This window comes from Carboxydothermus ferrireducens DSM 11255 (assembly GCF_000427565.1).
Classification (GTDB): Bacteria; Bacillota; Z-2901; order Carboxydothermales; family Carboxydothermaceae; genus Carboxydothermus; species Carboxydothermus hydrogenoformans.
In genome coordinates this window covers 1-15,702 of sequence record NZ_ATYG01000025.1, presented here as the reverse complement: position 1 = coordinate 15,702, position 15,702 = coordinate 1, and the positions used below count along the sequence as shown (strand labels likewise).

At 39.0% G+C, this 15,702-nt stretch carries 10 protein-coding genes; 9 read left to right on the top strand and 1 reads right to left on the bottom strand.

Going from position 1 to position 15,702, the window contains the following annotated elements; genetic code table 11:
* The first annotated feature begins 8 nt into the window (after window positions 1-8).
* From pheT to CARFE_RS0109885, 7 genes are all read left to right on the top strand, one after another.
* Window positions 9-2,405 carry a phenylalanine--tRNA ligase subunit beta gene (gene pheT / locus CARFE_RS0109915; RefSeq protein ID WP_028052647.1) on the top strand — a complete coding sequence of 799 codons (2,397 nt, stop codon included), beginning with the start codon at window positions 9-11 and terminating at the stop codon, window positions 2,403-2,405.
* A 62-nt stretch (window positions 2,406-2,467) separates the two neighbouring features.
* On the top strand, window positions 2,468-2,722 hold the full coding sequence (locus CARFE_RS0109910; RefSeq protein WP_028052646.1) for a cell division protein ZapA: 255 nt from the start codon (window positions 2,468-2,470) through the stop codon (window positions 2,720-2,722).
* The gene (locus CARFE_RS0109905) at window positions 2,719-4,371 is read left to right on the top strand and encodes a DNA polymerase/3'-5' exonuclease PolX (protein ID WP_028052645.1); all 1,653 of its coding nucleotides are present in this window, start codon (window positions 2,719-2,721) and stop codon (window positions 4,369-4,371) included. The genes CARFE_RS0109910 and CARFE_RS0109905 overlap by 4 nt, the downstream gene beginning before the upstream one ends.
* A 49-nt stretch (window positions 4,372-4,420) precedes the next feature.
* The gene (locus CARFE_RS0109900; protein ID WP_011344471.1) at window positions 4,421-4,996 is read left to right on the top strand and encodes a DNA-3-methyladenine glycosylase; all 576 of its coding nucleotides are present in this window, start codon (window positions 4,421-4,423) and stop codon (window positions 4,994-4,996) included.
* Window positions 4,997-5,011: 15 nt separating this feature from the next.
* On the top strand, window positions 5,012-5,962 hold the full coding sequence (locus CARFE_RS0109895) for a Nif3-like dinuclear metal center hexameric protein (protein ID WP_011344470.1): 951 nt from the start codon (window positions 5,012-5,014) through the stop codon (window positions 5,960-5,962).
* A 45-nt stretch (window positions 5,963-6,007) separates the two neighbouring features.
* Window positions 6,008-8,497 (top strand): DUF3656 domain-containing U32 family peptidase, encoded by a 2,490-nt coding sequence (locus CARFE_RS0109890; protein ID WP_028052644.1) that lies wholly within the window; start codon window positions 6,008-6,010, stop codon window positions 8,495-8,497.
* Between the two features lie 3 nt (window positions 8,498-8,500).
* Complete coding sequence (locus CARFE_RS0109885; RefSeq protein WP_028052643.1) at window positions 8,501-10,834, top strand: endonuclease MutS2; 2,334 nt, start codon at window positions 8,501-8,503, stop codon at window positions 10,832-10,834.
* Between the two features lie 7 nt (window positions 10,835-10,841).
* On the opposite strand, the gene CARFE_RS14945 is transcribed toward CARFE_RS0109885, so the two are convergent.
* The gene (locus CARFE_RS14945; protein WP_245570777.1) at window positions 10,842-13,259 is read right to left on the bottom strand and encodes a transglycosylase domain-containing protein; all 2,418 of its coding nucleotides are present in this window, start codon (window positions 13,257-13,259) and stop codon (window positions 10,842-10,844) included.
* Between the two features lie 138 nt (window positions 13,260-13,397).
* On the opposite strand from CARFE_RS14945, the gene tyrS reads away from it, so the two are divergent.
* Entirely contained in the window at window positions 13,398-14,633 is a 1,236-nt protein-coding gene (tyrS, locus tag CARFE_RS0109875; protein WP_179393730.1) for a tyrosine--tRNA ligase, read from the top strand.
* 53 nt (window positions 14,634-14,686) lie between these two features.
* Window positions 14,687-15,322 (top strand): sporulation protein YunB, encoded by a 636-nt coding sequence (gene yunB / locus CARFE_RS0109870; RefSeq protein WP_028052641.1) that lies wholly within the window; start codon window positions 14,687-14,689, stop codon window positions 15,320-15,322.
* The last annotated feature ends 380 nt before the right edge of the window (window positions 15,323-15,702 follow it).

Below are 15,702 nucleotides of genomic sequence, written 5' to 3'. Positions count from 1 at the left end.
GCTTCTCAGTGAATATTTCCTATAACTGGTTGCAGGAGTTTTGTGAGATACCGTATACCGCCCAGGAACTGGGAGAAAAGCTCACTTCGGTGGGAATTGCGGTAGAAAAAGTTACCTATATAGGAAATTATGAAAAAGTTGTTGTTGGCGAAGTGCTTGAAGTAGAAAATCTTCCTGGAACGGAGCTTTTTAAAACAAAGGTTTCTACCGGAAAAGAAATTTTTGAAGTTATTACCGGTGCCAAAAATGTTTTTGCCGGTTTTAAATATCCTTTTGCTCTTCCCGGGGCTAAACTGCCTAACGGTATAACAATTGAGGAACGGCGAATTAGGGGAGTTGTTTCCCAGGGAATGTTACTTTCGGCGGAGGAACTGGGACTTTTGGAAAGAAAAGGTGCGGAGCCTGGTTTAATGCTTTTACCCCCGGAAGCACCGGTGGGTGAAAAAATAGAAAAAGTTCTGGAGCTTGACGATTACCTTTTAGAACTGGATTTAACCCCGAATCGCGGAGATTGCTTATCGGTTTTGGGTGTAGCCCGGGAGGTAGCAGCTTTGACCGGCCACAGGTTAAAACTGGCTGAGCCGGAATTGCCTCTTGATAATGGTAGCTGTCCGGTTTCCATTGAGATTCAAAATCCTGAACTTTGTGGGCGGTACATGGGTATTGTGATTAAAAATGTAAAGGTAGGTCCTTCGCCCTTATGGCTCGAACAGAGACTGCGAAAGGCTGGGATTCGCCCAATTAATAATATCGTTGACGTAACCAATTATATTTTGCTGGAATACGGTCAGCCTTTACATGCTTTTGACTTGGATAAACTTGCTTCGCCGGAAATAATTGTTAGAAACGCCAGAGCGGGAGAAAAAATTACTACATTAGATGGTGTAGAAAGGGAATTAACTTCCGAAATGTTGGTAATTGCTGACCGGGAAAAACCCATTGCGGTAGCCGGAATTATGGGCGGGCAAAATACCGAAGTGGATGATGACACAAAAACTGTTTTTATTGAAGCAGCCTGGTTTAATCCGGTGTCGGTCCGGAAAACTGCCCGAAAACTCGGGCTTCGCACCGATGCTTCGCAGAGGTTTGAAAAAAATGTGGATATCGAAGGGATTAAAAGGGCATTAATTAAAGCGGCACTAATGATTTGCGAATTAGCTGGGGGAACTATACAGGGGCGATATGAGGATGTGTATCCCAGGAAATTTACACCAAAGGTAATTGCTGTTAGCCTTTCCAAAGCCGAAGAGTTTTTAGGTATTTCTTTGGATGCCAAACGGGTTGTTGAAATTTTGGAGTCTTTGGGATTTAGAATTACTATAGGTGAAAAGAAAATTTTTGTCGAAGTTCCGAGTTACCGTCCGGATGTTTCTTTGGAAGCTGATATTTATGAAGAAATTGCCCGTTATCTGGGATATAATAATTTTCCGGATACCATGCCCATTGGTATAACCACCACTGGCTTTTCTCCGGAGTATAATTTTGAGTATAAAGTAAAAAATCTTTTAACCGCTTTGGGAATGCAGGAAATCATTACTTATAGTTTTATTAATCCGGACTCTTATAATAAATTAGGACTTTCTGTGGACGAGGTGCTTACAAAAAGTGTAGTACTTTTAAATCCATTAAGCATTGAACAGTCGGTCATGCGTACTACTTTGTTACCCGGACTCTTGGATATCGCTAAAAGAAATGAAAATCGTCAACAGGAAAGTTTGTTACTTTTTGAAATGGGAAATGTATTTGAAAAAAGTGGCGAAGATTTACCCAGAGAAACCAAACTAATTGGCGGTATTGCCCTTGGTTATAGATATGGCGATTGGTATAATAAGCCCAGAAAATACGATTTTTATTATGTTAAAGGTATTTTAGAAAGCTTGTTTACTTCTCTTGGGATTAATAACTTTAGTTTTTCTGCGGCCAAAGACCTGCCCTTTCTTCATCCAGGAAAGGCAGCCCGGGTTTATTTAGAAAATACGGAAATTGGCTATCTTGGTGAACTGCATCCTCTCGTCCAAAAAAAGTATGAATTTAAAAATACTCCCCTTGTGTTTGAACTAAATTATGATCTTTTAAAAACTTTGATTCCGGTGGAGAAAAAATATACTCCTTTATCCCCCTATCCCGAGGTCAAAAGGGATATTGCACTTTTGGTGGAACGGGAAATTCCTGCTGCCACTTTCATTGAGGTCATAAAAGGTTTAGAAATTAATACATTGAAAAATATTGAGATTTTTGATGTTTACGAAGGAGAAAAGCTTGGTCCAAACAAAAAGAGTATTGCTATTTCACTAACCTTTAGCTCCACGGAAAAGACTTTAAGCGAGGAAGAAATTAATAATTTCATGGCCCAAGTCCTGGAAGCTTTAGAGGCTAAAACTGGTGCAAAATTGAGGACCTTTTAAAAATACCCCCGGCTTTTCGGGGGTATTTTTAAAAAACTTTCTTTAAAAAACGAGGTGATAAATTGAAGCGAATTGAAGTGGAGATTGACGGGGAAAAATACTATTTAAAAAGTGAATTACCGGAAGAAGAAGTGGTGGAGCTTGCTCGGAATTTGGATGAAAGAATTAGAGAGCTAAAGGAAAAGTACCCGAAGCTTCCCTGGCACTGGAACTATGTCTTGCTTGGTTTAACCTTAGAAAAAGAACTGAAGGATTTAAAACAAAAATATGACCAGTTGGCTTCTGTTTTAAACGAAGAAAGTAGGGACAAAGAATGATAAGTTTACAACTAAGTCGTATTTTTGATGAAATGGCCTTAATGCTTGAATATAAGGAGGAAAATTTTTTTAAAATTAATGCGTATCGCCAGGCTGCCAGAATATTGCGGAATATTAAGGATCTTGAACGCTTTATCAGCGAAGACCGCCTTGAAGAATTGCCGGGGATTGGAAAAAATTTAAGAGAAAAAATCTTGGAATTTTACAGAACGGGACGTATTGCAGAATATGAAAAACTAAAAGGGGAAATCCCGCTAATAATTTTTGATTTATTGAAAATCCCGGGGATTGGGGTAAAGACAGCCAAGCAAATATATGAAACTTACCGACCTGATACCCTCGATGAGGTAGAAAGTTTAGCAAAAGCTCATAAACTAAAGGAAATTCCGGGAATAGGCAGTAAAACCGAGCAACAAATTTTAGTGGGGATAGCTTCAGCGCGGGAATGGCAGGAAAAAATCACCATTAGCTTGTATAGCCGTAATCAAACGGAAATTTTAGAGTTTATTAAAAGCTTACCCGGTGTAGAAAAAGTAAGTAGTACAGGCAGTTTAAGATTAAAAGAAGAAATAATTCCTTATTATCATTTTTTGATAATTTTTAATGGATCGAAGGAAAAATTTACTGAACTTATGGAGAATTTTGGTTTTAAGCTCCTTGACCAAAACGATGGGCTGCTCTTTTTAGCCCCGGAAGGATATAAGGTTAAAATTGATTTTGCCACTTTTAATAGCTGGGGGAATAAATTATTCTTGACCACTGGTCCTGAAAGTTTTGTAAAAGCTATTGGGGTTTTGGATAAAAGTTTTAGTGATGAAGAAATGATTTTTCAATCCATAGGCTTACCTTATGTGGAACCGGAATTGCGGACTGCTGAGGGATTGCTGGAATTTTTAAAAGAAGCGGATACGGATGATTTAATTACTGCTTCCGATATTAAGGGGGATTTACATGTTCATTCGCAGCACAGTGATGGAATAAATTCTATTAAAGATTTAGCTTTAGCGGCACAAAAGCTTGGCTATGAATATATCTCTATAAACGATCATTCAAAAAGTTTAACCGTGGCCAAAGGCCTTGACGAAGAAAGGTTATTAGCTCAAATTGCAGAAATAGAAGCGTTAAATCGGGAATTAGAAGGAATTACTGTGTTAAAAGGTATCGAGGTTGATATTTTAAAAGATGGTTCTCTGGATTTACCGGATAAATTGCTGGCGCAGCTTGACGTGGTGGTAGCATCGGTGCATACCGGTTTTAAACTCCCCAAAGAAGAACAAACGGCGCGGATAATTGAGGCAATTAAAAATGAACATGTGGATATTATCGGTCATCCTACCGGCAGGTTGCTGGGACGGCGTGAACAATATGATGTTGATGTTGAAGAAATAATTGCCCAGGCGGCAAAATACAGTACGGCTTTGGAAATAAATAGCTCTCCGGAAAGATTAGATTTAAATGATGAATATGTAAGCCATGCCCGCCGTGAAGGTGTTTTAATTGCTATCAATACCGATGCTCATGATACCAACCGTCTGGCCAATGACCTGCAATTTGGAGTTACTGTAGCCAGAAAGGCTCTTTTAACAAAAAAAGATGTTTTAAACGCCAAAGATTTAAAATCCCTAAAAAAATTTTTAAGGAGAAAATAAGAAAATATTGCCAAATTGATTTAAGTTTTTTATTATAATAGAGGTGCTTATGCTCTTACCAAGACAGTTTTATGCCAGAGATGTTTTAATTGTCGCCAAAGATTTACTAAATTGTTATCTTGTCCGGGAATATAACGGACATTTGTTAATTGGCAAAATTGTCGAAACAGAAGCTTATCATCAAAATGACCCGGCCTGTCATGCTTACAGGGGCAAAACCAAAAGAAATGAAGTGATGTTTGGACCGCCGGGACATGCGTATGTGTACTTTACTTACGGGATGCATTATTGTTTTAATGTGGTAACCGGCGCTATAGGCCGGGCTGAAGCAGTATTAATTCGAGCTTTAGAACCGGTAAAAGGTATTGATATCATTAAAACTTTACGTGGAGGTAAAAGTGAAAGAGAACTTTTAAGTGGACCGGCAAAATTAACCCAGGGTTTGGCGATTGATTTAAAATTGAACGGTCATGATTTGACCGGGGGTAAAATTTTATATATTACCAAAGGGGAGCCGGTAGCTGAAGAAGATATTGTTGTGACGACACGGATAGGAATTAATGCGGGCAAGGATTTGCCTTATAGATTTTACCTAAAGAATAATAAGTATGTTTCAAAAAAGTAAATAAGGAGTGGGAAAATGAAATTAAAAGAAATTTATGAGTTAGCAGTAAAAATGGGGATGGAAAGTGATCCACGGGGTAAAGAACAAGTATTAAAAGCTTTAGAAAAAGAAAAAAAGCGTTATGAAAAGCTTTCGGAAAAGGAAAAAGAAGAGTATGACTTAGAAAACCTGACCAATCCTTATAGCGATACCCGGGTATACTTGGGCGATTTAGAACAAGAGATACATACCGCATTGGTTGGGATTGATATGGAAGTTGGTGAAGTATTACTGGCTGATCGCCTTACCGAAAAGGGGACAAAAATAGATTTAATAATAACCCACCACCCGGAAGGTTCGGGGATTGCCAAGCTTTATGAAGTAATGCATCTTCAGGAAGATATTTTGCATCAGCTTGGCGTACCCATAAATGTAGCTGAAGGAATAATGGCACCGAGAATTGGCGAGGTAAAGCGCGGTTTAATGCCTTTAAACCATAACCGCGCCATTGATGCGGCGAAGCTTTTGGGCTTTGCTTTTATGAGCGTCCATACTCCTGCGGATAATCTTGTAACTACTTATTTAACCAATTATTTTAACGAGAAAAAACCTGAAACGGTAGGAGAAGTTGTTGATTTCTTGAAGGAGTTACCGGAATATAAAGAAGCGACCAAAATTGGGGCTGGTCCCACCATAGTTGTGGGCGCACCGGAAAGAAGATGCGGCAAAATCTTTGTAGATATGACCGGAGGAACCAGTGGTTCCGATGAAATGTTTGCCAAACTTTCTACTACCGATGTAGGCACTATTGTGACCATGCATATATCGGAAAAACATAAAAAAGAGGCAGAAAAGCATAATATAAATGTAGTAGTTGCCGGGCATATGGCCAGCGACTCCCTGGGGATGAATTTGTGGCTTGACAAGCTTGAGGAAAATGGAATTAAAGTAATTGCAACTTCAGGTTTAATTAGGGTTAAAAGGTAAGCGTGGTTTAGGCCACGCTCTTTTACCTATTTAGGGGGTAAAAAAATGTTAAAAAAACCAGAGCTTTTAGCACCAGTAGGAGCTTATGAAAATTTAATAGCTGCTGTGCAAAATGGAGCAGATGCGGTATATTTTGGGGGTAAATTTTTTAATGCCCGTCATTTTTCCGAAAATTTTACTGATGAAGAAATAGTTAAAGCCATTGATTATTGTCATTTACGGGGAGTAAAGGCTTACATTACTTTAAATACTTTAGTTACTGATTACGAGTTAAAAGAAGTATTCAGGTTTTTACAACTTATCTATAAAGAAGGAGCAGACGCTGTAATTGTCCAGGATTTAGGGCTGGCGAAAGTAATTAGAGAGTATTTTCCCGACTTAAATATTCATGCCAGTACCCAGATGACGCTTCATAACAGTGATGCGATTTCCTTAATTAAACAGCTGGGAATAAAAAGGGTTGTTTTAGCCAGGGAGTTATCGCTTTTTGAAATTCAGGAGGTAAAAAAGAAAACTGGGGTAGAAATTGAGCATTTTATCCATGGTGCTTTGTGCATCTCTTACTCGGGCCAGTGCTTAATGAGCAGTATAATTGGCCAGCGCAGTGGTAATCGGGGGAAGTGCGCTCAACCCTGCCGCTTACCTTATAGGTTAATTAAAGATGAAAAAGAAATCGGGGAGAATTTAGGCGAGTATCTCTTAAGTACTCGCGACATAAATCTAAGTGCGTTTTTGCCCGAATTAATAAAAGCCGGTGTGGATTCCTTTAAAATTGAAGGGCGGATGAAACGACCGGAGTATGTGGCGACGGTGGTTAAAGTTTATCGTGAATTGATAGATTTATATTTTAATGACCCGCAAAATTTCCGGGTTAGTGAAGAACAGGATAGAAAGCTTCGTGAAATTTTTAATCGAAATTTTTCAACAGCATATCTTTTGGGAAAACCCGGGCAGGAATTAATGAGTTACCAGCGCCCCAATAATCGAGGGGTTTTTGTCGGACGGGTTGTAGGGTATGATGAACGTAAAAATAGCGTTCGGGTGAAGTTAGAGGACCGTCTGGAAGAAGGAGATGGGGTAGAAATTTGGGTTAAAAAAGGAGGAAGGGTTGGAGTAGAAATTGGCTCCCTCTACCGGGGTAAGGAAAAAGTAGATAGGGCAGAAAAAGGTGACCTGGTGGAATTTTATCTTCCGGAGCGGGTATTTCCCCAGGACCGGGTATTTAAGACTTCCAGTCGGCGCTTGCTGGAAGAGGCGAGGGAAAGTTTTACCAGGGAGCGGGAAATAAGAAAATTTCCGCTTTTGGCGAAAGTAATTGCCCGAAGGGGAGAACCGTTAAGATTAATTCTTTCTGACGGCTTTGGCCACCGGGTGGAAGTTGAGTCAGAGTATGTTGTTGAAACTGCATTAAAACATCCTGCAGATTTGAAGTACTTGCAGGACCAGCTTAATCGCCTTGGTAATACCCCTTTTTCGCTTAGTGAAACAGTTGCGGAAGGCTTGGAGGAAGGAGTTTTAGTTCCCGCAAGTGAATTAAACAAACTTCGCCGAAAAGCAATTGAAAAACTTTCGGCTATGATTATAAATAAGTATAAGAGGCAGATTACAAGCCAAAAGCTTTTTTTACCGGTAAGTAATAAGCAAAAACAAAACATTTTTAAACTTACGGTAAAAGTTGGAAGTAACGAGGCAGCCATTAATGCTTTGCGGGCGGGGGCCGATATTGTTTATTTAGCGGGGGAAAGGTTTTTTAAAAAACCGTATAATTACGCGGAAATATTTTCAGTGAAAAAGGATTATCAAGAAGTTTGGCTTCACGTCCCAAGGATTACTAAAGACCAGGAATTAGAATTATTTTTCGAAGAACTTCAAAAGGCTCACAACTTTTCGGGAATCTTAGCGGGAAATCCCGGTATTATTTTTTATGCCAATAAATTCGGATACAGGCTTGCTGCGGATTTTTCTTTTAATGTTTTTAATTCGCTAACCGAGTGGGTTTTGCACGGTTGGTCGATAGACAGAGCAACACTTTCCCTCGAGCTTTCCTTTAAAATGCTTAAGGAAACGGCAAGATTTGCTGAAATGGCTAAGGAAGCAGTGGTTTTTGGGGATTTACCTTTAATGGTAAGTGAATACTGCGTTATAGGATCTGTGGCGGGAGGAATGACCCGGGAAAAAGGATGTGGTAAGGTATGCTATTTGGGGGATTATTATTTAAAAGACCGGTTAGGGGTCAAATTTCCTGTAAAAACTGACCAATTTTGCCGAATGCATATTTTTAATAATAAAAAGTTAAACATTTTAAAAAATCTCTCGGAATTCACCGAACTTCCAGGTATAGAATATTTACGCCTTGAACTTCCTGCAGAAGATCCGGATAGAGTGTATAAAGTGGTGGAAATTTGGCGAAAAGAAATTAAACGTTTAAATAACTTGGGCGAAAAATATGAACCGGAGGTTACAAGTCTGGAAACTCTTAAACACCTTTATCCTGAAGGTTTTACCACCGGGCATTATTTTCGAGGAGCGGAGTAAGAAATGAATCAAAAAACCTTGGAAAAAATTGAATTTCCGGATATTATTAATAAACTCTGGCAGAAAGCCGAATCTTTTCCGGGAAAACAACTGGCTTTAAAAGTTAGACCGCTATCCGATAGCAAGATTATTGAGGAAAAGCTTTTGGAGGTTGAAGAAGGACTTTCCTATTTGCGATTTAAAACGGTAGATTTAAGTGTGCTTTCGGATTTCTCCGAAATTTTTCTAAAACTTTCTAAAGAAAGCATGTTAACCGGGCAAGAAATATATCGTTTAGGTCAGTTGCTTAAAGTTTCTAAAGATACTTTTTTTGAGATTAGTCGCGGTGCATTTCCACGGCTAAAGCAAATAGTTAAATTGCTTTTCTTTGATGAAGCTCTTGTAAAAGATATTGAAAGAAGTTTTTGGCCTGAAGGAACTGTTAAAGATGAAGCATCTCCAGAATTAAAAAGGGTTCGGGGGCAGATAGCCCGTTTAAAGGACAAAATGAGAGAAGCAGTGGAAAAATATCTTAAAGACCCTGAACTGGCCAAATACTTGCAAGAACCTTTAATTTCCGTACGAGGTGAAAGGTTCGTTTTACCGGTAAAAGCTTCTTATAAAAGTCAGGTACCGGGAATTATCCACGATCGTTCTAATACAGGCCAAACTTTATTTATTGAGCCGTACAGCGCAGTAGAAGCGGGAAACGAACTTAAAACCTTAGAATTACAGGAAAAGGAAATAATTGAAAAAATCCTCAAAGATTTTACCCAGCGTTTAGCTTGTAATTTAACGGAAATCAAACGTACTTATGAGCTTTTGGGTGAAATTGACCTGATTGTGGCAAAAGCGCGTCTTGCTTTAGAGTTAGATGCCTATAAACCAAGAATTACTGAAAACGGTGTTTTATCTTTAAAACAGGCCCGTCATCCCCTTCTGGGAAAGAAGGCGGTACCTTTTGACTTAACTCTGGGGAAAGAATTTGACTTATTAATTATTACCGGACCCAATACGGGCGGTAAGACTGTTACTTTAAAAACTATAGGGATTTTAACCATTATGGCTCGGGCTGGCTTGTTTATTCCTGCCTCCCCTGAGACAGAAATTGGCCTTTTTGGAGAAGTTTATGTTGATATTGGCGATGAGCAAAGTATCGTTCAATCGTTAAGTACTTTTTCTTCCCATTTGCTAAATTTAAAATTTATTTTAGAAAATGCCCGGGAAGGAGACTTGGTATTGTTAGACGAGCTGGGGACCGGCACTGACCCCCGGGAAGGAGCTGCATTGGCCAAAGCAATTCTGGAAGAACTTCGGGGAAAAAAGGTAAAAGTAGTTGCGACCACCCATACCAGTGAACTTGCGGCTTATGCCGTGCAGACCGAGCGGGTTGAAAATGCTTCGGTCGAATTTGATCCTGAAAGCTTAAAACCGACTTATCGTTTACACATTGGAAAACCGGGACGGAGTAATGCTTTGTATATTGCCCAGGGCTTGGGACTAAAAGAACAAATAATTGAAAAAGCTAAAAGTTTTTTGAAGGAAGAAGAGTTGAAACTTGATAAGCTTATTTTTGACGTTGAGCAAGAGAAACGGCAGTTAGAAAAGGCTAAAGAAGAAGTAGCAAATCTTCTAATATCCCTCAAAGAAAAAGAAGCTAAGCTTAATGATGAATTAGAAAATCTTGAAAAAACAAAAGAAGAAATTATTAGAAAGTACCGGGAAAAGTATCAGCAGAAGCTTTTGGAAATTGAACGGAAAGGTAAGCTTGTTATTGAAGAAATAAAAGAAAAGATTAAGACTTATGAGGAAAAAAATTTGGCAAAACTTCTTGAAGAGGCACGCCAGAAAACTAAAGAATTCTCGCAAAATTTTGCCTTGCCTTTTGAACCAATAAAACCTTATCGGCCCAAAGTAGGAGAAACGGTAGAATTGGTTGAAGTTGGACAAAAAGCGGAAGTTTTAGCTGTTGGAGAAAATTATGCCATAGTCCAAGCGGGGATAATGAAGTTAAATGTAAGTTTTGATCAAATAAGGCCCGCGCAAAAACAGGAAAAAGAAAACGAGAAGGGTCAGGTTAAAAAAGCAGGCTTAGAATTAACCAAAAAACAAAATTTTAATTTAGAGCTTGATATTCGGGGTATGAATACCCTTGAGGCCGAACCGGTGGTGGAAAAATATTTAGATAATGCTTACTTAGCCGGGGTAGAGAAGGTTAGAATTATTCACGGGAAGGGTACCGGTGCGTTAAAAAAATTTTTATGGGATTATTTACGGGAAGTTCCTTTTGTGAAAAAATTTAATTTTGCACCGCAAAATCAAGGGGGAGATGGTGCAACGGAGGTATATTTAAAGTAAACCCCTCCTAATTGTTAGGAGGGGTTGTTTGATTATTGCCGGGAGGCGTTGTTTGATTGTCATTACCTTGGGCAGGTTTTATTTGATGTTCCGGTATATCACAGTAAACTTTTGGTACCTTATCTTTGGGAAACTTTTTAACGGTAACATATTGGGGTGGACAACCTCCGCTTTCACCGGCTTTGGGAATTAGAGCCAAGAAATCCTGACCGTTGTGGGATGGATCGGTGCAAATGGGCACTTCTACCTCTTGAGTTGAAGACTGGCTTCCCGGACCGTGAATATTACATTTTTCTTTGGGTAACCTTAATGAGTAGTCTAAAACGTAACTCGGAACTTCATAGGGTAGATCAATTAAGCTGACGGTCAGCTTATTGGGACAATACTCTGTTGCCAGCAAATGGGAATCAGCGCAAATTTCTGCTTTTACATGGACATTACAAATTTTGGTTGGTACTGTTCCTTTGGCAAAATAATCATAAACCAACTGGTCTTGAGGGCAGTCACTACTCGGTAAAAGTCCTGATTTTCCACATACAGTGGCTTTGATAATACCGTTGGGCTTTTCGAAGTCAGATTTTGGTACTCCTTTTAAAGCTTCAGTCATTATTGCTTTAAAAATTCTGGCTGGATAGATACCGCCGAATCCTCCGGGAATCGGTTGAGGTTTATCATGGCCAACCCAGACGGCAGCGACTAAATCGGGAGTATAACCCACAAACCAGAGGTCTTTTCCTTCATCGGTTGTACCCGTTTTTCCGGCAACCGGGCGGTCTAAACGCGCTGCGGAACCAGTACCTCCCGGTTTAAAAATAACGTCTTCGAGCATTGAAGTAATCATAAAAGCGGTTTCCGGTTTCATGGCTATACGCTTTTTGGGTTTATTTTCATAGAGTATTTCGCCGGTGGCTGATTCGACTTTGATTATCGCCGATGGTTCGACATAAATTCCATTATTGGCAAAGGCTCCGTAAGCGGCTGCCATTTGAAGAGGGGTAACTCCGTCCGTAAGACCGCCAAGGGCAACCCCGAGGTTTGATTCAAGCTTAGGATTTAGCTCAATGCCAAGCTTTTTTGCAAATTTAAATGCTTCAGCAAAGCCAACTTTCTCGAGAAGTTGTACGGCAACGGTATTTACTGAATAAGTAAGAGCAGTTCTTAAAGTGATTAATCCCCGATATTTGCCATTGGAATTGACAAAAGAATGTTTGCCGTATTTAATAGGTCTATCATCAATTACTGTAGCCGGTGACATGCCGTTTTCAATAGCCGGACCATAGGCAATGATTGGCTTAAAGGCTGAACCCGGTTGCCTTTTGGTCCGGGTAGCTCTATTCCACTGCCGTAGCTGATTATGTTCGCGCCCTCCAACAATTGCTTTAATTTCACCTGTTTTAGGATCAAGAACTACCACTGCACCCTGAGGTTGTAAAATTCCATCTTTATCCCGCTTGGATTTGGGAAAGTTCTTGGGATCTGATAACGCTTCTTCTGCAGCTTCTTGAATTTTGGGGTCTAAGGTTGTATAAACTCTAAGTCCACCGCGAAAAACCCGGTCACTTCCAAATTTTTCTGTAAGTTGTTCAATTACAAATTCCACAAAATAGGGATATTTATATTTTTGGTGACTTTTGTCTATAAGATTGGGGTTTAGGATTAAAGGTTCGCTTTTAGCTTTTCTGGCTTGGTCTTCAGTTATCAAGCCTGCTCGCACCATTTTATTTAAGACAATGTTACGCCGGTTTAGCGCCAGCTCTTTGTTGTTTAAAGGAGAATAACGACTTGGTGCTGGAAGTAACCCAGCTAAAAGAGCTGCTTCACTTAAAGTTAATTCATCTAAATCTTTGCCAAAGTAAGTTTGGGCGGCGGCCTTTATTCCGTAAGCGCCTTCACCGAAATAACTACGGTTTAAATACATTTCGAGGATTTCATCTTTGGTAAAAGCTCTTTCAAGCTGGATAGCTAAATATGCCTCTTGAATTTTTCTTTTTAGGGTTTTTTCTGGGGTTAAAAAGGTAAGTTTAACTAACTGCTGGGTAATTGTGCTTGCTCCTTCTTTCGGAGCTCCATATTTTAAATCTTCCAGGGCTGCTCTTAAAATAGCTTTTAAATCAATACCGTGATGCTGGTAAAAGCGGGCATCTTCAGCACCGATTATTGCTTTCTTTACAACCTCCGGAACTTCTTTTATTTTTACAGGTATCCGATTTTCACTGCCATGGACTTCAGCAATTATATTATTGTCTTTATCAAAAATTAAAGTGGTTCCAGACAACTCCAGCATTTTGGGAGAGAAAGAGGGTACGTCTTTTAAACAATAATAAATATAACTACCCACGGCAATTGAACCAAGGAAGAATAATAGGATAAATACCAGCAGGGAAACTAAAAGCCACTTTGGCATTCTTTTTCGTTGTTTTCCCACTTTAAAACCTCCTTTTACTTAAAAAAAATTATAACATATCTTGGGAAAGATGTATTGAAAAAGTTTTACCTTGACGGAAAATTAAGGAATAATACATAATAAATATTAAGCTTAGAATATACCAAGCATAGGAAGGAGATGCCAGTGGACGAATTAAAGCGTCAACTTGAGATAATTAAAAGGGGAGTTGCAGAAATTGTTCCTGAAGAGGAATTAGTAGAAAAGCTAAAAAAATCCTTAAATGAAGGAAAGCCTTTAAGGGTAAAGCTTGGCCTTGACCCTACTGCACCGGATATTCACTTAGGACATACGGTGGTTTTGCAAAAGTTAAAACAGTTTCAATCTTTAGGCCATGAGGTAATCATTATCATTGGGGACTTTACCGCCCAAATTGGGGATCCAACTGGAAAAAAAGAAACCCGGAAGCAGCTATCATGGGAAGAAGTTTTGGAAAATGCCAAGACCTATCAAGAGCAGATTTTTAAAATTTTAGATCCGGCAAAGACCAAAATGGTTTTTAATAGCGAATGGTTAGCTAAGCTTACTTTTGCCGATGTAATAAAACTTGCTTCCAAATATACTGTAGCAAGGATGCTTGAAAGAGAAGATTTTGCAAAGAGATTTAAAGAGGGGCAGCCTATTAGTATTCATGAATTTTTCTATCCTTTAATGCAAGGATATGATTCCGTTGCTCTAAAAGCCGATATCGAATTAGGAGGAACTGACCAGAAGTTTAATCTTTTGATGGGTAGAACTTTACAAAAAGAATACGGGCAAGAGCCACAAATTGCTATTATGATGCCGATATTGGAAGGTACCGATGGCGTGCAAAAAATGAGTAAAAGTCTTGGAAATTATATTGGAATAAATGAGACACCTCAAGAAATGTTTGGGAAGATAATGTCGATTCCTGATACGCTCATTTTGCGTTATCTGGAATTGCTAACATCGGTTCCAATGGAAACAATTAATGAAATGAAAATCCAAATGGAAACGGGTGTGTTAAATCCTCGGGATGCAAAAGTATTTTTGGCAAAAGAAATTATTACTCAGTATCATTCCCGCGAAGCGGCTGATGAAGCCGAACGGGAGTTTATTAAAATTTTTCGTGAGAAAGAGCTGCCCGATGAAATTCCTGAATATAAGGTTCCAGGTGAATTAATAGATGGTGGAGTTGTTTTATTGCCTAAAGTACTGTTTTCTGCAGGAACTGTAAAAAGCATAAGTGAAGCTAAAAGGTTAATTTCTCAGGGGGCTGTTTTAGTCAATCAAGAGAAAATCAATGATATTAATTTTGTTTTAAAACCCTCTAAAGAGCCCTATACTGTTAAGGTTGGAAAACGGCGATTTTTAAAGATTAGCTTTGAAGAGTAACAATTTGTGTACGGCTATCATACCCTATTTTATAACCTGGGGTGGTGATAGCCTTGTATTTTACCCCTTACCAAATAAGACGTATTAAGGTGTTTGTTACCTTAATGCTCCTATTTACCTTAACTTTTACCTGGATAGTAGAGCGATTTATTGGAGATTTGTTTTTAAATTTAGCTAAAGTACGCATAAACCAAATTATCACTGAAGAATTTACAAAAGTTGTACTTCAGGAAATTGAAAGTAAAGAGTTTCAGACAGAAAAATTAATTCGGATAGAAAAGGATCAAAAAGGCAAGATAACTTTGGTTCAATCCAATACACTTTTGTTTCATAAGTTAGCTACAAGAATTGGCAATAGAATGCAAAAACATATTAATTCGTTGAGAAAACAAAAAGTAGCGATTCCCTTTGGACAGTTATTTGGTTTAAAGGTATTGGCTTCCTTCGGTCCAAAAATAAAGATTAGTTTTATACCGATGGGATACGTTGAAGTAAATTGTTTGGATTCCTTTGAATCGGGCGGCCTTAACCAGACCAGATTTCAGCTTTCGGTTATTTTAAAAGCGAGCTATAAAGTAGCGATTCCATTAGTTAGTGAAGAGGCAAAGCTTTCCTATAAACTTCCTATAATTGAAACGGTTATCGTGGGTGAAGTACCCCAGATTATGTTACCTTCATCCTTGAAGTAGTTGGATAAAGTTCTTTTAATTTCCATAAAACTGCTGGTGAAGAAGTCACCGGCGGTTTTTGTATTTCCAGAAAATAACCCTTGAAAAAAGGTAAAGGAATTTGATATATTAAAAAAGCGTCACGGCGTCAGCGGCAAGGACCGGAAGCAAAAAAGCAGGTAAAAAACCGCTTGACAAGGGACGCAGAGATATGATAAATTAAGAGACGTCGCCGACGGCGGGAAACGCCGAAAGCGACAGGTACCTTGGCAAGGGAATAACGGCAAGCGGCCCGTACTCGGTAAGGGTACGGAAGGGAATAAAAGCTTGGATTGACCCTTTCATAGGACCTGACCTGTGCAAACAGGTTTTTATAACGGGGTCCCCAAAAAATCGCAAGA